The following is a 17,658-nucleotide window of genomic DNA, read 5'->3' on the forward strand; positions in this document are numbered from 1 at the left end:
CGACGGGTTTCAGGCGCGGAGCGTGGCGTCGTGCCGGGTGCCCACTGCTGCCACGGCTGCCTCACGGGCCGTCCTGATCTCGTCGTCGGTCAGGGTACGGTCCGGAGCGCGCAGACGCAGCGCGAACGCGAGCGACTTCTTGCCAGCGGGGACCTGGTCGCCGACGTACACGTCGAACAACCGCACCGACTCGATCAGCGGGCTCGCGCCGGCCAGCGTGTCGTGCACTGCCGCGGCCGACACAGCCTCGTCGATGGTCAGGGCCAGATCTTCCTTGGCGACCGGGAAGGCGGAGAACTCCGGGCGTGGACCCACCTCAGGTGACGCATCGATCAGCGCGTCGAGGTCGACCTCCGCCGCGACGACACGGGCGGGAAGCCCGTACGCCTTGAGCACCTGCGGGTGCAGCTCGCCAGCGTGACCGATGATGCGGCCACCCAGGACGACAGCAGCACAGCGACCGGGATGCCAGGGCATGGTCTGCGCCGGCTGGATCTCGATCTTGACGTGCAGGACGTCGGCAAGTCGCTGGACGACCGCGATCGCGTCGCCCCACGTCGCAGATCGGCCCGGGCCTGCCCAGCCCGATCGGACCCACTCGCCGCTCATGACCAGGCCCACGTGGTGCGGCTGATCCGGCAGAGCCGCCTCGAGGGCGGCGATCTCCTCGATCGTCGGCCGACGATCGACCCCGTAGATCGGCGCCTCGACACCATCAGCGCGGGGCAGGAAGACCCGCCCGCTCTCGACGAGGTGCACATCGGCGTGGCCGCGCCCGATGTTGAGGACCAGGCTTCGGAGCAGCCCGGTCAGCAGCGTCGTGGTCATGCCCGGCTCCTCGGCGGACAGGGGATTCTCCAAGAGCACCTGACGGCGTCTGGCGTCGTCGGCCGGGAGGCCGAGACGGTCGAAGTCGGCCGTGCCCGCGAACGGGAACGTCAGGACCTCGATCAGACCCTCGCCGGCCAGCACCGTGCCCGCTCTGCGCCGCAGCTTCTGGGCGACCGTCAGGCCCCGACCCGCCGGTGCGACCGGAAGGATCGACGGCACCTGGTCGTAGCCCACGACGCGAAGGACCTCCTCGACGAGGTCGTTGGGGTCGTTGATGTCGAAGCGCCAGCTCGGCGGCGTCACCGCGAGCGACTCGTGATCGAGCGCGACCTCACACCCATTGCCCTCGAGGGCTTCCACCACGGCGGCAGCGTCGATGTCGACCCCAGACACGCGGGTCGGCAGGTCGATCGTCATCTCTACGGCGGCACGACCGGTCGCAGCGCCGATGACGGTCAGTCCGTCTTCGATCACGCCTCCACCGTGCTCGACGAGCAGCTCGGCCACGCGTTGCGTCGCACGGGCGGGCAGCGCAGGATCCACACCCCGTTCGTAGCGCTTGGACGCCTCAGACGGCAGCTTGTGGAGCCGGGCCGTGCGGGCAATCATGGGCGCCTTCCAGTGCGCCGCCTCGATCAGGATGTCGGTCGTCGATTCCGAGAGCTCGGTCTCCTCGCCGCCCATGACTCCGGCGAGGCCGATCGGTCCGCGATCGTCGACGATCACGGTGTCGGCGGCGGACAGCGAGCGGACGACGCCGTCGAGCGTGGTCAGCTTCTCGCCGTCCGTGGCTCTCCGCACGACTATCGTCCCCTGCAGCCTGGCCCGGTCGTAGCCGTGGATGGGGTGCCCGAGCTCGAGCATGACGTAGTTGGTGACGTCGACGGCCAGCGAGATCGACCGCATGCCGGCCTGCTCGATGCGCTGGGCCATCCAACGTGGGGTGGGTAGCGTCGGGTCGAAGCCCGTGACGGCGCGGGCCGCGAACACGGGGCACGCCTCGGAATCGTCGACCCGGATCGGGTAGCCGCCACCGCTGCTCGGCACCTGGATGTCGGCCGGATCGGCAAACTCCAGCCCGTAGGCCAGGGCCGTGTCCCGCCCGACGCCACGCAACGACAGCGCATAGCCACGGTCCGGGTTGACCTCGAGGTCCAGCACCTCGGCACCCAGGCCGAGCAGCTCGATCGCATCGTCGCCGGGCTGCGCCGAGCCAGGATCCAGCACGATGATGCCGTCGGCGTCGCCCGGCACGCCGAGCTCGGCACCCGAGCAGATCATTCCGTCGGACACGTGGCCGTAGGTCTTGCGTGCGGCGATCGCAAATCCACCGGGCAGCACGGCACCCGGCAACGAGACGACCACCAGGTCGCCCTCGACGAAGTTGTGCGCACCGCACACGATTCCGCGGCCGCCGTCCTCGTCGTTGTGCTCAGTGCCAACGTCGACGCGGCACCAGTTGATCGTCTTGCCGTTCTTCTGCGGCTCCTTGTCCAGCGACACCACCCGACCCGCGACCAAGGGACCCGTGACGGCGTCGCCGATGATCTCCTCGAGCTTGAGGTCGAACTGGGTCAGCCGGGCAGCGAGCTGCTCGGTCGTGATCGAGTCAGGGAGGGCCACGATCTCGCGCAGCCATTCGACGGGTACGCGCATCAGAGCTCAACTCCGAACGGCTGGGTGAAGCGGATGTCGCCGTCGTAGAGGTCGCGCAGGTCGGCGATGTCGTAGCGGGACGTGATGGTGCGGTCCAGACCGATGCCGAAGGCGAATCCGGAGTAGCGGTCGGGGTCGACACCGCAGGCGATCAGGACCCGCGGGTTGACCACCCCGCAGCCGCCCCACTCGACCCAGCCCTCGCCCTTGCAGGTGCGGCACTCCGCGACGGTTTCGGGCTCGTTGTGGCACACGTAGCACAGCAGGTCCATCTCGGCGCTGGGCTCGGTGAACGGGAAGTAGGAGGGGCGGAATCGCGTCGTCATGCCGTCTCCGTAGATTGCCCGGGCGAAGTGGTCGAGAGTGCCTTTGAGGTGCGCCATCGACAGACCCTCGTCGATCGCCAGTCCCTCGACCTGGTGAAAGACCGGCGAGTGCGTCGCGTCGAGCTCGTCGGTGCGATAGACCCGTCCAGGACACACGACGTAGATCGGGGGCTCACGGGTCAGCATCGTGCGGGCCTGGACCGGGGATGTGTGCGTCCGCAGCACCATCGCAGCCCGCTCCGGAGTGACCCAAAAGGTGTCCTGCATCGTCCGGGCGGGATGGTCCGGGCCCAGGTTGAGCGCGTCGAAGTTGAGCCACTCGGCCTCGACCTCAGGCCCCTCGGCGACCTCCCAGCCCATCGCGACGAAGATGTCGCCCACATGCTCCTGGATCATCGTCACGGGGTGCCTCGCACCGACCGGATCGACGTCCCACGGAAGGGTCACGTCGACCGTCTCGGTGACGAGCGCCCGCTCCTGCTCGTCGGCCTCGACCTGGCTGGTCCTGGCAGCGAGGGCCTGGTTGATGGCCCCGCGGGCCTGACCGACGCGCTGTCCGGCCTCTTTGCGTGCCTGCGGGGGCAGTGCACCGATCTCACGGTTGGCCAGCGCCAACGGCGACCGGTCCCCGACATGGTCGAGGCGCGCCTGCTTGAGGCTCTCGAGCGTATCTGCGGCGGCGATAGCGGCCAGGGCCTCGTCCCGCATGCGTTCGACCTCGTCGGCGCGCAAGGGAGTGACCTCCACTGGGTCGTACGAGGAGTTGGGCGCGGACATGCGGACCTTCCGGAGAGCTCGGGTGGGATGTTGAGCCGAGTTTATCGGTCCCGGCTGAGCCGAATCAGTCGGTCATCGAGTCGGGCTCGTTGATCGGGAACCAGACCCGGATCTGCGCCCCACCACCCACGGCGTCGTGGATGTCGATGCTGCCGCCGTGCTCCTCCACGATGCCGCGCACGATGTACATGCCCAGGCCGCTGCCCGCACCCGGTCCAGAGCGCCAGAACCGGCTGAACACCCGCTGCCGCATCTCCTCGGGGATGCCAGGACCGTGGTCGTGAATCTCCAGCGACACCCCGCCCTGGCGCTCGGGCCGCCGGGCGTTCTGCACGACGACCTCACGGAGCCCGAAGCCATGGCGCAGCGCGTTCTCGACCAGGTTCGTCACGACCTGGGTGATCCGGTCGCTGTCACCCCAGATGAGGTCCAGATCGTCGCCGATGCTGATCTCGAACGGCTCGGACGATCCGCCCGACACGTTGGTGAGGACCTGCCGGACGACCTCGTCGAGCTTGACCGGCCCGCGCCTCAACGTCAGTCGGCCGGCGTCGATGCGGGCCGCGTCCAGCAGCTCGGTGATGAGCCGGCTCAGTCGGTCGGCATCGGAGTCGACGGTCTCGAGCATGAGCTGGCGCTGCTCGTCGGAGAACTTGTCCCACTTGGTCAGCAGGGTCGAGGTGAATCCCTTGATGCCGGTCAGTGGAGAACGCAGCTCGTGCGCCACGGTCGCCACCAGGTCCGACCGCTCGCGGTCGCGCTGGTTGCGCACGCGGGCGTTGCGGACGCTGACCACCACGCGGCGTACGGGGCCGGCCGGGCGGTCACGGACCAGAGCGGCGGTGATGAGGTACTCGCTGCCCTTGGGCGACCACCAGGCCTGCTCGGAGATGCGGGTCCGGGTCGCGATGCCTTCGTAGGGGCGGGTGCTGTCGTACCACGAGTTGCCGTTGAGATCGTCGAACGGCACGGCCTTGTTGAGGTGCATGCCGAGCATCTCGTCGCCCTCGGCGCGCGCCATGACCCGGATCCGCTCGTTGACGTACTCGACGGTCCCGTCAGCACCGGCGATGATCACGCCATCGGGGAAGTCGTCGAGATCCATGGGTCCTGAACCTAGTACGTCTGGGCCGCTCGGACGACCCCTGGCCGGCCGAGTCTCACGAAGTCAGGCGGGCGCGAGCCGTGGCGTAGAGGCACACCGCAGCCGCAGTCGCCAGGTTGAGGCTCTCAGCCCGTCCGTAGATCGGGACGGCAACAACCTCGTCGGCCAGCTCACGGGTCTCAGCCGGAAGGCCCCAGGCCTCGTTGCCCATGAGCCAGGCCGTCGGAGTGGACAGGTCGAGGGCCTCGTCGAACAGGCCGAGGTCTCCCCCACCATCCGCAGCGAGCACCTGGAGCCCGGCTTCCTGCAGCGCCGCCAGCGCGTGCGCCGTGTCGCGCTCGATCGCGAGCGGCACGTGGAAGATGCTGCCGACCGTCGCCCGCACGGACTTGGGGTTGTAGGGGTCGACGCTGTCGCCCACGAACACCACGCCATCGGCGCCTGCCCCGTCCGCACAGCGGATAACCGCCCCGGCATTGCCGGGATCGCGGATGTCGGCGCACACCACCACGAAGGTCGGGCTGCGGTCGAGCAGGACGCCCAGGGGTCGGTCGAGCATCGAGCAGCGGGCCACGACGCCCTGCGGCTGGACGGTGTCGGCAATCGCCTCGACGACATCGTCGGTCACGACATGCCACGTGACGCCGGCAGATGCGGCGGCAGACACGAGGTCGGTGTGCTGGTCGGTCGCCGCAACACTCGCGAACACCTCGAGCGTCGCGCCGGCCGTCGTGAGTGCCTCGCGGACTGCCTGCGGGCCCTCGGCGAGGAACTCTCGCTCGTCGACCCGGAACGCACGAGTGGCGAGCCGCTTGGCGTGCTTCACACGTCCTGAACGGACGGTGAGCTCACCAGGCGTGCTCGCCACTGCGTAACGGTTGCCGCGGTCAGGCCGCGGCGCCGTCCTTCGGTGCGTTGACGTCGGCCGGAAGGTTGTCCTTCGCGGTCTTCACGAGCGCCGAGAACGCTGCCGGCTCGTTGACTGCAAGCTCGGCAAGGATCTTGCGATCGACCTCGACACCCGCGGCCTTGAGGCCCTGGATGAAGCGGTTGTAGGTCATGCCCTCGGCGCGGACAGCAGCGTTGATGCGCTGGATCCAGAGCCGACGGAAGTCGCCCTTCCGTGCCTTGCGGTCACGGTACGAGTAGACCAGCGAGTGCGTGACCTGCTCTTTGGCCTTGCGGTAGAGCCGCGAACGCTGACCGCGGTAACCCGCGGCGCGCTCCAGTGTCTGGCGGCGCTTCTTCTGTGCATTGACAGAGCGCTTGACGCGTGCCATCTCAGTTCTCCTTCAAGTTTTCGGTAAGTCGGGGGGCGCCGCGGTCAGAGACCGAGCATCTTCTTCACGCGCGGGACGTCAGCCTTGGAGACGTCGGTCGAACCTTCCAGGCGACGCTTCCGCGACGAGGACTTGACCTCGAGCAGGTGGCGACGGTTGGTCTGCTCACGACGCAGCTTGCCGCTGCCGGTGACCTTCACACGCTTCTTCATCCCCGAGTGGGGCTTGAACTTCGGCATTTATGCCTCCATGTCTGGGTCGAGGTTCTCGGAACGCCGACGTGGTTTCTTGGGTGTTGCGGTCTTCTGGACGGCTTCGCGATGCGCCTTGACCTCGGCGGCCTCGGCGTCCTTCTCGGCTGCCTTGGCGGCGGTGGTCTTGACCTTCTCGGCCTTGACCTCAGCCTGTGCCTCGGACTTCTTCTTGAGCGGGCCGAGCACCATGGTCATGTTGCGGCCGTCCTGGCGGGCGTTGGACTCGATGAAACCGAGGTCCTCGACGTCAGCGGCAAGGCGCTGCAGCAGGCGGTAGCCCAGCTCGGGACGGTGCTGCTCACGACCGCGGAACATGATCGTGATCTTGACCTTGTCGCCGGCCTTCAAGAATCGGACGACGTGACCCTTTTTGGTGTCGTAGTCGTGCTGGTCGATCTTGGGACGCAACTTCATCTCTTTGATGACGGTGTTGGTCTGGTTGCGACGGGACTCGCGTGCCTTCTGAGCCGTCTCGTACTTGAACTTGCCATAGTCCATGAGTCGGCAGACGGGCGGACGAGCTGTCGGAGCCACCTCGACAAGATCGAGATCGGCTTCCGCAGCCAGTCGCAGGGCATCCTCAATGCGGACGATGCCTACCTGTTCACCGCCAGGACCGACGAGGCGTACTTCGGGGACGCGGATTCGATCGTTGACGCGCAGCTCTGTGGTGATGGATCCTCCTGAGATCGTGTGGGAGGCCAAGAAAAAATGGCCCCCGTTCGAAACGGAAGCCACCAGTGGCGTATTCCCGCAGGACTACGCCGTCGGCCGATCATGACCGTCCCGAGATGCTTCCAGGACGCTGCTGACCGGCGTAACCCCGAGGTCAAGGACCAAGCAGGTGGGAGGTGGACCTCCACTTCGCAGACAAGGCTATCAGCGGTGACGTTCCCTTGTGAAATCGAGCGAATGTTGCACGCCCGAAACACCCACGACGCCACACCGAAAACTGCAGACACCAGGCTGGCAGCATGCTGTGGCGCGTACGCACGACCCTCGTCGACCGGCCGGGAAACCTGGCCGAGATCACGTCCGCCTGCGGTGATGCGGGCGTCAACATCGTGGGGCTGCAGATCTTCTCCACACCGGAGCGGGTGACCGACGAGTTCCTCGTCTCCGGTCCCCCCGGTTGGGCCGACGTGGCGCTCGCGGAGTTGTTCGAGCGGGCCGGGGGCGCCGAGGTCGCAGTGACCCGGGTCGCCGACGACACCGTCATCGACCCCCCGACGCGCTACCTGCAGGGCGTCCGCGCCGTGATCGAGGGCGGGCGCGACGTCGAGTCGGTCCTGCGTGAGCTGTTGGAGACCGAGCCTCCCGATGTCGCCGACTACGCCGGCCACGACGTGCTCGACCTGACCCGCAGGGACGGCTCGGTGCTGCGGATCAGCCGGGCCGTGCCATTCACCGCGGTCGAGCGGAGCCGGGCACAGGCGTTGCTCTCACTCGTCAGTGATGCCGGCAGTGACACCCCGCTGATCTCGCCGTCCCCCCGTCACCCGGTGCCGATCGTGCGGGAGGCAACTTTGTCCGATCTCGAAGGTGTGGCGGCCCTGCACGAGCGGTGCAGCGTCCAGACGCTCTACCACCGTTACCAGGTGCCGCTGCGGATGCCGATGACGACGCGGATGGCACGTCGGCTGGTTGCTCCGGACTCGGGCCAGTCCCTGGTCGTGCAGGTCGGGCTCGATCTGGTCGGTCACGGAGCGCTGGAGCAGGTGGACTCGGCGTGGACCTTCCAGCTGCTCGTCGAGGACGCCTGGCAGGGGCAGGGACTCGGCACCCTCCTGGTCAAGCAGGCCGCCGCGCGCGCGAAGGCCGGCGGAGCCGTCCGACTGACCTTCGTGACTGCCGGATCGAACGACACACTGCTGCGGACGGTCGGCAACGCCGGCTTCGTCGCGCGGGTCGAGCGGCACGAAGGCAACGTGCACATCACCGTGCTGCTGACGGCCGTGCGGTCGTACGCTGCCGGTTGAGCGCCCGGGCGCTCAGGTGAGCCAGGCTGGCCCGGCCTCGCTGCGTACGAGGCGGTGGCCGGCCGCAAGATGCTGCACGTCGTCGGCCTCTACGACCGTGAACGAGTCACTGGCCAGATCCAGAAGGATCGCTGCGGCGTCCTCGTCGAGCGTCGCTCGCGCTGCGTCCCGCCCCAGGATCGGCACGGGTCGCGCCGCAGGGTCCCATACCGCCATGGTGTCGATGCTGCTGAAGGCCAGCAGCGCGCGGCGGCCGTCCGAACCCGTCATCAGCACCGCGGCCATGTCGGCATTCTTGTCACCGGTCGCCGGGGTGTCCCCCAGCAGCGCAATGATCGGGACGAACACCCGGGCCTCGGCGAGCGCGGCCACAACCTCGAGGCCATCGCCGAAGGCAGCGGCCAGCGCAGGATCGACGGCGCCGTCGTCGCCGGGGAACTGCGGACTTGCCAGTGTGCGGTCGTGCGTCATGCGGCCAGCCGGCCGCGCAGGTAGTCGACGGCCTCCTTGGCGTACGACCCGTCGGATCCCTGGATCCCGAACATCATGACCCGCTCGTCGTCGTTCGTCACGAGCGTCGGCCATGGCGCACCCGAGTTCAACGCGAACCCTTGGATGTCGGCCCACGCGATCTGGTGCCGACGGTAGCCATTGAGCACCTCGACGCCGTCGTCGTCCGCACGGACGTAGCTGCGACCGACCCCGTGCAGCAGCGCCAGCACGAATCCGATGATGAGCCACAGCGTGCCGGTCTCCGCGGGGGTGAACGAGATGTCCTCCGGGAGCGACAGCCCGACGACGGCCGTGAGCACGAGCATCAGCACCGACACGCCGTACGCCACGACCCGGGTGGCGCCGGGCCGAAAGGTCTTCAGATCCGACACGCGAGAATGTCCGTCACGAGGATCCCTCGGGCACCGAGCCCGAACAACAGGTCCATGACCTTCTGGGCCGACTCGCGCGGCACCATCGAGCGGACCGCGACCCACCCTTCGCGATGCAGGGGAGAGACCGTCGGTGACTCGATTCCCGGTGTCAGCTCGACGGCCTTCTCGACCTGGTCGACCCGGATGTCGTAGTCCATCATGACGTAGGTCCGCGCGACGATGACGCTGTCGAGCCGGCGCTTGAACACCGCGAAACCATCGGGCTCGGGTGCGTCCTGACGGGTGATAAGCACCGCCTCGGAGGACAGAATCGGGTCACCGAAGACCTCGAGGTCCGCCTGACGCAACGTGCTGCCGGTCTCGACGACATCCGCGATGGCGTCCGCGACACCCAGCCGAACGGACGACTCGACGGCGCCGTCCAGGCGTACGACGTCGGCGGAGATGCCGCGCTCCGCGAGGTAGGTCTCGACGATCCCCTCGTACGACGTCGCGATCCGGGCTCCCTCCAGATCGCTGATGGTGGACATCGTGCCGATCGGAGCGGCGAACCGGAAGGTCGAGGCACCGAAGCCCAGGGCGATGTTCTCGGTGGCGTGCGCCCTGGAGTCCAGGAGCAGATCGCGGCCCGTCACACCGACGTCGAGCGTGCCCTCCCCCACGTAGATCGCGATGTCCCGGGGGCGGAGGTAGAAGAACTCGACGTCGTTGTCGGGATCGAGGGTGACCAGGTCCTTGGGGTTGCGACGCTGGCGGTAGCCGGCCTCGGCGAGCATCTGTGCGGCCGACTCGGCCAGCGCGCCCTTGTTGGGTACGGCGATCTTGAGCATGGGGTCTCTTCTCAGGAGTTCTGTGACGGGAATGGGGCACGGACAGGCGCCGAGGGGCCGTCCGTCACAGATGCGCGTAGACGTCGTCGAGGGTGATTCCGCTCGCGATCATCATGACTTGGGCGTGGTAGAGGAGCTGGCTGAGCTCCTCGGCGGCACGCTCGGCGCCCTCGTGCTCGGCGGCCATCCACGATTCGGCGGCCTCCTCGACGAGCTTCTTGCCGATCGCGTGCACGCCGGCATCGAGCTCAGCGACGGTGCGCGAGCCCTCGGGGCGGTTGGCTGCCTTGTCGGACAGCTCGGCGAACAGTGCATCGAAGGTCTTCATCGGCATGGAGTCTATCGGTGCTCTCTTCGCCTCCCCGCTGAGCCTGACGTTTCTGTCGTCCGGCACCGGCGTGTCGCTGCAGAAACGTCAGGCTCAGCGAGGGGTCAGGCGAGGGCTCGCAGGAGGTTCCGGGTCGTCAGGGCGGCTTCGACGGCCTCGCGGCCCTTGTTCTCGTGGCTGTCCGGCAGGCCGGCCCGGTCGAGCGCCTGGGCGTCGTCGTCACACGTCAGGAGCCCGAAGCCGATCGGTACGCCGGTGTCGAGCGCGACCCTGTTGAGGCCGTCTGTCGCGGCCGCCGAGACGTACTCGAAGTGCGGTGTGCCGCCACGGATGATGACGCCGAGCGCGATGACCGCGTCGAAGCCCTGGCGGGCGTACGCCTGGCAGATGATCGGCAGCTCGAACGAGCCCGGCGCACGAACCAGCGTGACATCGGTGACGCCGGCATCGGCGAGTGCGCGCTGCGCGCCACCGATCAGGCCGTCCATGACCTCGGTGTGCCAGCTCGATGCCACGATCGCGACCCGGGCCCCCGCTGCCGCGACCGAGAGGTCCGGGGCCCCCCCGCCGCTCACGACGGATCTCCCAGCCCGGGCAGGTCGTGACCCATCCGCTGGGCCTTGGTCTGCAGGTAGCGCAGGCTGTCCGCATTGGGCTCGATCCGCAGCGGAACGCGCTCGCTGATCTTGACGCCGTACGCCTCCAGCGCAATGGTTTTGTCCGGATTGTTGGTCAGCAGCCGGGCCGAGGTCACGCCGAGGTCGCGCAGGATCTGCGCCCCCGCCGCGTAGTCGCGCTCGTCCTCGCCGAAGCCGAGCTCGAGGTTGGCATCGACGGTGTCGCTGCCGGTGTCCTGGAGCGAGTACGCCTGCAGCTTGTGCAGCAGGCCGATACCGCGGCCCTCGTGGCCGCGCAGGTAGACCACGATGCCCGCGCCCGCCTTCGTGATCTCGGTCAGCGACAGCTCGAGCTGCGGGCCGCAGTCGCAGCGCCGGGATCCGAACACGTCACCCGTGAGGCACTCGGAGTGGATGCGGGTCAGGACGTCCTCGGTACCGGGGTCGCCGTAGACCAGGGCGATGTGTTCCGAGCCCTCGATCATGTCGCGGTAGCCGTGCGCCTGGAACTCGCCGAACTCGGTCGGCAGGCGGGTCGTGGCGAGCCGCTGCACCTGCGATTCGTGGAGCCGGCGATATATCTGCAGGTCCTCGATCGACACCAGCGCGATGTCGTGCTCGTCGGCGAACACCCGCAGCTCCGGGGCCCGCATGAGGGTGCCGTCGTCATGGAGCACCTCGCCGATCACGCCGGCTGGGGTGAGCCCTGCGAGACGGGCGAAGTCGACGGCCGCCTCGGTGTGGCCGGCGCGGGCGAGCACGCCGCCGGGCTTGGCACGCAGCGGAAGGATGTGTCCCGGCTGGTTGAGCTCGAACGGCTCGGTCGCGGAGTCCGCGAGCACGCGGCAGGTGCGGGCCCGGTCGGCCGCCGAGATCCCGGTCGTGATCCCGTCGCGAGCATCGATCGACACGGTGTAGGCCGTGCGCATCATTTCGCGGTTGTGCGGGGTCATGAGCGGGATCGCGAGTCGATCGAGGATGTCGCCGGTGATGGGGGCGCAGACCAGCCCGCTCGAATAGCGGACCAAGAACGCCATGAGCTCGGGCGTCGCCTTGCTGGCGGCGAAGATGATGTCGCCCTCGTTCTCGCGGCCCTCGTCGTCGACCACGACGATGGCCTTGCCGTCGCGGAAGTCCGCGACGGCCCGCTCGATGCTGTCGAGCCTGACGTTCTCGTGCTCACTCATGCGCTTCTCCTTGGGGGTGCTGATCACGGTGGGGGGCGGCGCCCAGCAGGCGCTCGACGTACTTGGCGAGGATGTCGACCTCAAGATTGACCCGGTCACCGGGAGCCTTGCCGCCCAACGTCGTCTCGACGAGCGTCGTCGGGATCAACGAGATCGAGAACCACGGCTCCGGCCCGTCGACGACGTCGACGACCGTCAGCGAGGTGCCGTCGACCGTGACCGATCCCTTGGCGACGAGGTACTTCGCGAGATCGGCAGGCAGCCCGACCCGGACGACCTCCCAGTGCTCGCTGGGCGTGCGATCGATGATCCGTCCGGTGCCGTCGACGTGGCCCTGCACGATGTGCCCGCCCAAACGCGCGCCGGCCTTGGTGGCACGCTCGAGATTGACCTCGTCGCCGACCTGCAGGTCGCCCAGCGACGTCCGCTCGAGCGACTCCCGCATGACGTCGGCAGCGAAGGTGTCCGCCCCCTGAGCCATGACGGTCAGACACACTCCGCTGACAGCGATCGAATCGCCGTGCCGCGCGTCCGACGTGACCAGCGGTCCACGGATCGTCAGGCGAACCGAGTCGCCCAGGTCCTCGAGCGCGGCGATCGCGCCCTTTTCCTCGATGAGTCCGGTGAACATCAGTCGATGTCCTCTCGTTGCATGCGTCCGGGGGTCCCGATGATGCGGATGTCGGGGCCGATCATGGTCAGGTCCTGCAGGTTGATCGGACGCAGATCGGCCAGCGTCGTGGCTTCGCCCTCGAGGGCCGCGCGGCCGGAGCCGAGCATCGCCGGCGCGATGTAGCCGATGACGCGGTCGATCAGGCCGGCGGTCCAGAACGCGCCTGCGAGCCGCGGGCCACCTTCGAGCCACACGTGGCGGATCTCCCGATCGGCGAGATGCTTCAGGACCATGGCCGGATCGCGGGACGGGACCACCAGCGTCGGTGCGACCCGATCGAACACGCGGTAGTGGCTGGGGATCGTGGTCTCGCCGACAACCACACGCAGCGCCTGCTGCTCGTGCGGGAGGGGAACGTCAGCAGCATCTCGAACCGTCAGCCGAGGGTCGTCGGCCAGGACCGTCCCGGTGCCGGCCACGATGGCATCGGCCTCCGCACGGAACGTCTGGACGTCCCGGCGGGCCTCTTCGCCGGTGATCCATTTGCTGCTGCCGTCAGGCGCCGCGCTGAGCCCGTCGAGGGTCGCGGCGTACTTCCAAGTCACGAATGGACGGCCTGCCGTCAGCGCGAAGGTCCACTCGACGTTGAGATCGGTCGCCTCCTCGGCCATGACGCCGGCCTCGACCTCGATGCCGGCCGCTCGCAGGGTCGCCGCGCCTCCTGCTGCGGAGCGATTCGGGTCGATCTGGGCGAACACCACCCGAACCACGCCCGCATCGATCAGCGCTTGTGAGCACGGACCAGTGCGGCCGGTGTGGTTGCACGGCTCCAGGGTCACGACCGCGGTGGCACCGCGAGCCGCGGCGCCGGCCCGGCTCAGCGCATCGACTTCTGCATGGGGTGTGCCGGCGCCGTGGTGAGCCCCGACGGCGAGCTGGGTGCCGTCCGCAGACAGCAGCACACAGCCGACGCGCGGATTGGGCAGCGTGCGAGCGACGCCGTCGGCCGCATCGAGCGCGCGACGCATCGCGCTGATCTCGATCTCGCTGGCCATGGATCCTCCGGGTCGTGGGTCCTCACGCGTCCGGGGTCTTGGGGTGGGCAGGTGTCACCCATGCGGTCCTGGCGCAACGCACCAGGACGCGCGTGCCCCTCCCATCCGGACTTTCACCGTCGGCGCCGGAATTTCACCGGCTCAACCGTGGTCTCAACACACAAAAGACCGCGGGTCGCGGACTATCACCGCCGGCTCGGAATTACACCGACCCCGGAGCACGCGAGCGATGTTGCTGCTCGTTGCGCCAAGTCTAGCCCCTGCGTCCCGTCAGTGGATGTGACGTCCGGCATGCTCGCGCAGCTCGGCGATCATGGCATCGGGATCGTCGGCGTTGAACACCGCGGAGCCGGCCACGAAGACGTCGGCTCCGGCTTCGGCGCACCGCTCGATCGTCTCGACCGAGACTCCCCCGTCAACCTGCAACCAGATGTCCCCGCCGTGCTTGTCGATCAGGGTGCGGGCGCGAGCGATCTTCGGGAGGCACACGTCGAGGAACTTCTGGCCACCGAAGCCAGGCTCCACCGTCATGATCAGCACCATGTCAAGCTCGGAGAGCATGTCTTCGTATGGCTCGATCGGCGTGGCCGGCTTGAGCGCCATCGAGGCGCGTGCACCCTTGGCCCGGATCTCGCGGGCCAGACGGATCGGGGCTGCCGCCGCCTCGACGTGGAACGTGACGCTGCCTGCGCCGGCCTCGACATAGGCAGGAGCCCAGCGGTCGGGGTCCTCGATCATCAGGTGCGCGTCGATGGGCTGCTTGGCAACCTTGGCCAGTGCCTCGATGACGGGCAGACCCAACGTCAGGTTGGGCACGAAGTGGTTGTCCATGACGTCCATGTGGAGCCAGTCCGCGCTCGGGATGCGAGCGGCCTCGCCCGCAAGGTTCGCGAAGTCCGACGCCAGCATGCTCGGGGTGATCTGCAGACTCATTCGGCCAGCGTAGTGGTGCGGTCAGGAACGTGCGGAACCGCTCAGGATGCCGTCGACGATGATGCGCAGCATTGGCCCGACCTGCCCGGGGTCCATCCCGCTCTGGTCCGCCACGCTGGCCACGCCGCTGACCAGGCGCATGACCTCTCGTGGGTCGACGCCTTCGCGCAGCGCACCGAGCGAGGCCACGTGGTCGATGACTTTGCTGTTGGCGCCGATCAGCACCTGACATTTGTGGAAGATCGGCGAGGCCGGATCATCCATCGCCGCCGTGAGCTTGGCCGCCGCGCCGTTGTAGATGCCGACGCTCTCGACGAACCGCCCAAACCATGCCGCCAGCGCCGCGTCGGCCGGCAGGCCCGAGTGCACGATCTCCTCGCTGTCGGCGTCGACCCGCGCGGCCCACTCCCGCATGACCGCGTCGATCAGGTCCTCCCGGGTCGGGAAGTGTCGGTACAGCGTGCCGGATCCAACACCTGCACACTTGGCGATGTCGTCGAGCGATGCCTGGACCCCGTGCTCACGGAAGGCATCCCGCGCCGCATCGACCAACTTGTCGTAGTTGCGCTGCGCATCGGCCCGCAGCGGCTTGACCACTGCTTCACTCATATCGCCCTCGACCGGCAGGGTGGACTCGACACACACCCCTCCATGGTAACCGGAGTGGTTCTCCGTCTAGTACGTTCAGCGGGAGCTCAGCCGGCGGGACTTCCTGGGCTGGTCAGCCGGCACGACGCAGGACGGCGCAGAACATCGCGTCGGTCCCGTCGATGTGCGGCCACCACTGGTGGCTGGACTCGACCTTGACATCGTGGCCGTCGCCCACGACGGCGTCCACCACCTCCGTGGTCTCGCGGACGTGCGGCGAGCACGTCGCGTAGACCACGACTCCGCCGGGCCGGACCAGCTCCAGAGCGCGACCCAGCAGCGCCCGCTGCAGCGGCACCAGATCATCGAGGTCGGCCTCCGTGCGACGCCAGCGGGACTCGGGGCGTCGGCGCAGGGCGCCGAGGCCGGTGCAGGGGGCATCGACCAGCACGCGGTCGAAGGAACCGAGCTTCCACGGGCCCGACCGGCCGTCGGCCGTGGTCACCTCGACGTTGTCGAGCTGGCGTACACCCTTGCGCACGAGCGTCGCCCGATGCTCCAGCACCTCGTTGGCGACCAGGTGGGCCCCACGCTGAGCGGCCAGGGCGCCCAGCAGGGCGGCTTTGCCACCCGGGCCGGCGCACAGGTCCAACCACCGGTCGTCCTGCCCCTCGACGTGGGCGTCGGCGAGCGCGATGGCCACGAGCTGCGAGCCCTCGTCCTGCACACCGGCCCGACCGTCGCGCACCTCGGGTATCGCTCCGGGGTCGCCGCCGTCCTCGAGGACTCGGGCGTACGGGGAGAGCTTGCCGCTCACGCCGGGCAGGTCCTCCGGCGCGCAAAGCCCCGGCCGGGCCACCAGGGTGACCCGAGGAGGTGCGTTGTCGGCAGCGAGCAGCTTGTCGATCTGAGCGGCGTGTCCGCCCAGCGCCTTGCGCATCGCCGCCACGATCCACAGCGGGTGCGACGTACGTACCGCCCGGGCCTCATCGCCCTCAAGTCCGGCCGAGATGATCTCGAGCCAACCGTCGAGGTCCTTCTGGCCGATCTTGCGCAGCAGTGCGTTGGTGAAGTGGACCGGCTTGTGACCGATCTCGCGGCGCACCACGTCGACCGTGGTCGAGACTGCGGCGTGCGCCGGGACCCGCATGTTCAGCAGTTGGTGGGCGCCGAGCCGCAAGGCGTCGAGGACCGGTGGGTCGATCGACGCGAGACCCTTGCTCGCGACGTGCCCGATGATCGCGTCGTAGGTGCCCTGACGGCGGATCGTGCCGTGGACGAGCTCGGTCGCGAAGGCCGCGTCACGCCCCTCGATGTGGTGCTCGGCGAGCATGTCGGGCAGCACCAGGTTGACGTAGGCGTCGCGTTCGGCGACGGCTCGCAGCACGTGGAAGGCGATCGCGCGGGACGGGTCAGTCATGTCCCGACCTCCTGACGTGCTCGTGGGTGGGTCATTCGAAAATCGCGTCGTCGGCGAACGTCGTGCCACGAGCCCAGTCCGGAGCCGGCATCCGCTTCTTGCCGATGGCCTGCACCTCGCCCAGCACCAGGTCGGTCGTGGTCGTCCCCACGCGGATCTCCCGCTTGCCGATGTGAAGCTGGCCCGGGACGAGAGTGCGCTCGTCGGCAACCGTCGCGGGTCCGATCTTGACCCGGTCTGACCCGCCGTCCGACAGGGCGGACGGGAGCACGGTCCAGGCTCCCGGAGCGGGGGTGCAGCCGCGAATGTGCCGATCGATCGCGAAGGCGGGCCGACGCCAGTCGATCCGTCCCTCCTCGGTCGTCAGCTTCGGGGCGTAGGAGATGTTGTCCTCGGGCTGCGGGACCGCGGCGATATCGCCGTCCTCGATGTGGTCCACGACGTCGACCAGGAGCTTGCTGCCCCAGTCGGCCAGCCGTGCCAGGAGATCCGCCGAGGTGTCCTCCTCGCGGATGCGCTCGGTGATCGAGCCGAGCACGGGGCCGGCGTCCAGCGCCTCGACCAGGCTGAACACCGTTGCACCGGTGACCTCGTCACCGGCCATGATCGCGCGCTGCACCGGGGCAGCACCGCGCCAGGCCGGCAGCACCGAGAAGTGCAGGTTGATCCAGCCGTACGCAGGGATGTCGAGGGCTTCGCGACGGATCAGTGCGCCGTAGGCGACGATCGGGATGCAGTCCGGCGCGATCTCGCGGAGCCGGGCGACGAACTCCGGATCCGAGGGCTTGACCGGCTTGAGCACCTCGATGCCGTGCGCGGCCGCAGCAAGCGCCACGGGCGACGGGGTCAGGGTCCGGCCCCGGCCTGACGGCGCATCAGGTCGGGTGATCACGGCGACCACGTCATGCCGGCTCGCGATCAGTGCGTCGAGGGTCGGCAAAGCCGTTTCGGGCGTACCAGCGAACACGAGTCTCACGGCAGCGAGTCTAGGT

20 protein-coding genes and 1 riboswitch are annotated in these 17,658 nt (G+C 68.6%); of the genes, 1 reads left to right on the forward strand and 19 read right to left on the reverse strand.

Going from position 1 to position 17,658, the window contains the following annotated elements; translation table 11 throughout:
• Window positions 1–9 precede the first annotated feature (9 nt).
• The 7 genes from pheT to infC all read right to left on the reverse strand — a co-directional run bounded on the left by pheT (window position 10) and on the right by infC (window position 6,934).
• Window positions 10–2,487, reverse strand: coding sequence for a phenylalanine--tRNA ligase subunit beta (gene pheT, locus C6I20_RS08890; RefSeq protein ID WP_118395633.1), 2,478 nt, complete (start codon window positions 2,485–2,487; stop codon window positions 10–12).
• The gene (gene pheS / locus C6I20_RS08895) at window positions 2,487–3,590 is read right to left on the reverse strand and encodes a phenylalanine--tRNA ligase subunit alpha (protein ID WP_118395634.1); all 1,104 of its coding nucleotides are present in this window, start codon (window positions 3,588–3,590) and stop codon (window positions 2,487–2,489) included. The genes pheT and pheS overlap by 1 nt, the downstream gene beginning before the upstream one ends.
• A gap of 64 nt (window positions 3,591–3,654) precedes the next feature.
• Window positions 3,655–4,695, reverse strand: coding sequence for an ATP-binding protein (locus C6I20_RS08900; RefSeq protein WP_118395635.1), 1,041 nt, complete (start codon window positions 4,693–4,695; stop codon window positions 3,655–3,657).
• A 55-nt stretch (window positions 4,696–4,750) separates the two neighbouring features.
• Window positions 4,751–5,563, reverse strand: a complete 813-nt coding sequence (locus C6I20_RS08905; RefSeq protein WP_118395636.1) for an RNA methyltransferase — start codon at window positions 5,561–5,563, stop codon at window positions 4,751–4,753.
• Window positions 5,564–5,582: 19 nt separating this feature from the next.
• On the reverse strand, window positions 5,583–5,975 hold the full coding sequence (gene rplT / locus C6I20_RS08910) for a 50S ribosomal protein L20 (RefSeq protein ID WP_118395637.1): 393 nt from the start codon (window positions 5,973–5,975) through the stop codon (window positions 5,583–5,585).
• Between the two features lie 44 nt (window positions 5,976–6,019).
• Entirely contained in the window at window positions 6,020–6,214 is a 195-nt protein-coding gene (rpmI, locus tag C6I20_RS08915; protein ID WP_118395638.1) for a 50S ribosomal protein L35, read from the reverse strand.
• The gene (infC, locus tag C6I20_RS08920; protein ID WP_216822841.1) at window positions 6,215–6,934 is read right to left on the reverse strand and encodes a translation initiation factor IF-3; all 720 of its coding nucleotides are present in this window, start codon (window positions 6,932–6,934) and stop codon (window positions 6,215–6,217) included.
• Window positions 6,935–7,203: 269 nt separating this feature from the next.
• Here infC and C6I20_RS08925 point away from each other — a divergent pair, with 269 nt between their 5' ends.
• On the forward strand, window positions 7,204–8,208 hold the full coding sequence (locus C6I20_RS08925; RefSeq protein WP_118395639.1) for a GNAT family N-acetyltransferase: 1,005 nt from the start codon (window positions 7,204–7,206) through the stop codon (window positions 8,206–8,208).
• Between the two features lie 12 nt (window positions 8,209–8,220).
• Here the strand turns inward: C6I20_RS08925 and C6I20_RS08930 are convergent, their stop codons facing one another.
• The 12 genes from C6I20_RS08930 to fmt form a co-directional block, all read right to left on the reverse strand.
• Window positions 8,221–8,679 (reverse strand): SseB family protein, encoded by a 459-nt coding sequence (locus C6I20_RS08930; protein WP_162891234.1) that lies wholly within the window; start codon window positions 8,677–8,679, stop codon window positions 8,221–8,223.
• Window positions 8,676–9,092: a PH domain-containing protein gene (locus C6I20_RS08935; protein ID WP_118395641.1), complete on the reverse strand. Its 417-nt coding sequence runs from the start codon at window positions 9,090–9,092 to the stop codon at window positions 8,676–8,678. The genes C6I20_RS08930 and C6I20_RS08935 overlap by 4 nt, the downstream gene beginning before the upstream one ends.
• Window positions 9,080–9,925 (reverse strand): ATP phosphoribosyltransferase, encoded by an 846-nt coding sequence (hisG, locus tag C6I20_RS08940; protein WP_118395642.1) that lies wholly within the window; start codon window positions 9,923–9,925, stop codon window positions 9,080–9,082. The genes C6I20_RS08935 and hisG overlap by 13 nt, the downstream gene beginning before the upstream one ends.
• Window positions 9,926–9,989: 64 nt before the next feature.
• Window positions 9,990–10,259 carry a phosphoribosyl-ATP diphosphatase gene (locus C6I20_RS08945; RefSeq protein WP_305764998.1) on the reverse strand — a complete coding sequence of 90 codons (270 nt, stop codon included), beginning with the start codon at window positions 10,257–10,259 and terminating at the stop codon, window positions 9,990–9,992.
• Between the two features lie 98 nt (window positions 10,260–10,357).
• On the reverse strand, window positions 10,358–10,828 hold the full coding sequence (gene ribH, locus C6I20_RS08950; RefSeq protein ID WP_118395643.1) for a 6,7-dimethyl-8-ribityllumazine synthase: 471 nt from the start codon (window positions 10,826–10,828) through the stop codon (window positions 10,358–10,360).
• Window positions 10,825–12,057 carry a bifunctional 3,4-dihydroxy-2-butanone-4-phosphate synthase/GTP cyclohydrolase II gene (locus C6I20_RS08955; RefSeq protein ID WP_118395644.1) on the reverse strand — a complete coding sequence of 411 codons (1,233 nt, stop codon included), beginning with the start codon at window positions 12,055–12,057 and terminating at the stop codon, window positions 10,825–10,827. Before C6I20_RS08955 ends, ribH begins: the two co-directional genes overlap by 4 nt.
• The gene (locus tag C6I20_RS08960) at window positions 12,050–12,688 is read right to left on the reverse strand and encodes a riboflavin synthase (RefSeq protein ID WP_118395645.1); all 639 of its coding nucleotides are present in this window, start codon (window positions 12,686–12,688) and stop codon (window positions 12,050–12,052) included. Before C6I20_RS08960 ends, C6I20_RS08955 begins: the two co-directional genes overlap by 8 nt.
• Window positions 12,688–13,725 carry a bifunctional diaminohydroxyphosphoribosylaminopyrimidine deaminase/5-amino-6-(5-phosphoribosylamino)uracil reductase RibD gene (gene ribD / locus C6I20_RS08965; RefSeq protein ID WP_118395646.1) on the reverse strand — a complete coding sequence of 346 codons (1,038 nt, stop codon included), beginning with the start codon at window positions 13,723–13,725 and terminating at the stop codon, window positions 12,688–12,690. Before ribD ends, C6I20_RS08960 begins: the two co-directional genes overlap by 1 nt.
• Window positions 13,726–13,814: 89 nt before the next feature.
• A riboswitch (FMN riboswitch) is annotated at window positions 13,815–13,950 on the reverse strand.
• Window positions 13,951–13,995: 45 nt separating this feature from the next.
• Window positions 13,996–14,658: a ribulose-phosphate 3-epimerase gene (gene rpe, locus C6I20_RS08970; RefSeq protein ID WP_118395647.1), complete on the reverse strand. Its 663-nt coding sequence runs from the start codon at window positions 14,656–14,658 to the stop codon at window positions 13,996–13,998.
• A gap of 21 nt (window positions 14,659–14,679) precedes the next feature.
• Window positions 14,680–15,267 carry a TetR/AcrR family transcriptional regulator gene (locus C6I20_RS08975; RefSeq protein ID WP_254052090.1) on the reverse strand — a complete coding sequence of 196 codons (588 nt, stop codon included), beginning with the start codon at window positions 15,265–15,267 and terminating at the stop codon, window positions 14,680–14,682.
• 112 nt (window positions 15,268–15,379) lie between these two features.
• The gene (locus C6I20_RS08980) at window positions 15,380–16,666 is read right to left on the reverse strand and encodes an RsmB/NOP family class I SAM-dependent RNA methyltransferase (RefSeq protein WP_118395648.1); all 1,287 of its coding nucleotides are present in this window, start codon (window positions 16,664–16,666) and stop codon (window positions 15,380–15,382) included.
• 31 nt (window positions 16,667–16,697) lie between these two features.
• The gene (fmt, locus tag C6I20_RS08985; protein WP_118395649.1) at window positions 16,698–17,642 is read right to left on the reverse strand and encodes a methionyl-tRNA formyltransferase; all 945 of its coding nucleotides are present in this window, start codon (window positions 17,640–17,642) and stop codon (window positions 16,698–16,700) included.
• Between the last annotated feature and the right edge of the window lie 16 nt (window positions 17,643–17,658).

The sequence above is a fragment of the Aeromicrobium sp. A1-2 genome (assembly GCF_003443875.1).
In the GTDB taxonomy this organism is placed as follows: Bacteria; Actinomycetota; Actinomycetes; order Propionibacteriales; family Nocardioidaceae; genus Aeromicrobium.

What these genes read in the sequence shown, in the direction of transcription:
- hisG (WP_118395642.1), bottom strand. Translation starts at nt 9,925, where the DNA reads ATGCTCAAGATCGCCGTACCCAACAAGGGCGCGCTGGCCGAGTCGGCC.
- C6I20_RS08930 (WP_162891234.1), bottom strand. Translation starts at nt 8,679, where the DNA reads ATGACGCACGACCGCACACTGGCAAGTCCGCAGTTCCCCGGCGACGAC.
- pheS (WP_118395634.1), bottom strand. Translation starts at nt 3,590, where the DNA reads ATGTCCGCGCCCAACTCCTCGTACGACCCAGTGGAGGTCACTCCCTTG.
- C6I20_RS08960 (WP_118395645.1), bottom strand. Translation starts at nt 12,688, where the DNA reads ATGTTCACCGGACTCATCGAGGAAAAGGGCGCGATCGCCGCGCTCGAG.
- C6I20_RS08975 (WP_254052090.1), bottom strand. Translation starts at nt 15,267, where the DNA reads ATGAGTGAAGCAGTGGTCAAGCCGCTGCGGGCCGATGCGCAGCGCAAC.
- rpe (WP_118395647.1), bottom strand. Translation starts at nt 14,658, where the DNA reads ATGAGTCTGCAGATCACCCCGAGCATGCTGGCGTCGGACTTCGCGAAC.
- C6I20_RS08925 (WP_118395639.1), top strand. Translation starts at nt 7,204, where the DNA reads ATGCTGTGGCGCGTACGCACGACCCTCGTCGACCGGCCGGGAAACCTG.
- rpmI (WP_118395638.1), bottom strand. Translation starts at nt 6,214, where the DNA reads ATGCCGAAGTTCAAGCCCCACTCGGGGATGAAGAAGCGTGTGAAGGTC.
- C6I20_RS08945 (WP_305764998.1), bottom strand. Translation starts at nt 10,259, where the DNA reads ATGCCGATGAAGACCTTCGATGCACTGTTCGCCGAGCTGTCCGACAAG.
- C6I20_RS08955 (WP_118395644.1), bottom strand. Translation starts at nt 12,057, where the DNA reads ATGAGTGAGCACGAGAACGTCAGGCTCGACAGCATCGAGCGGGCCGTC.
- rplT (WP_118395637.1), bottom strand. Translation starts at nt 5,975, where the DNA reads ATGGCACGCGTCAAGCGCTCTGTCAATGCACAGAAGAAGCGCCGCCAG.
- C6I20_RS08900 (WP_118395635.1), bottom strand. Translation starts at nt 4,695, where the DNA reads ATGGATCTCGACGACTTCCCCGATGGCGTGATCATCGCCGGTGCTGAC.
- ribD (WP_118395646.1), bottom strand. Translation starts at nt 13,725, where the DNA reads ATGGCCAGCGAGATCGAGATCAGCGCGATGCGTCGCGCGCTCGATGCG.
- pheT (WP_118395633.1), bottom strand. Translation starts at nt 2,487, where the DNA reads ATGCGCGTACCCGTCGAATGGCTGCGCGAGATCGTGGCCCTCCCTGAC.
- C6I20_RS08980 (WP_118395648.1), bottom strand. Translation starts at nt 16,666, where the DNA reads ATGACTGACCCGTCCCGCGCGATCGCCTTCCACGTGCTGCGAGCCGTC.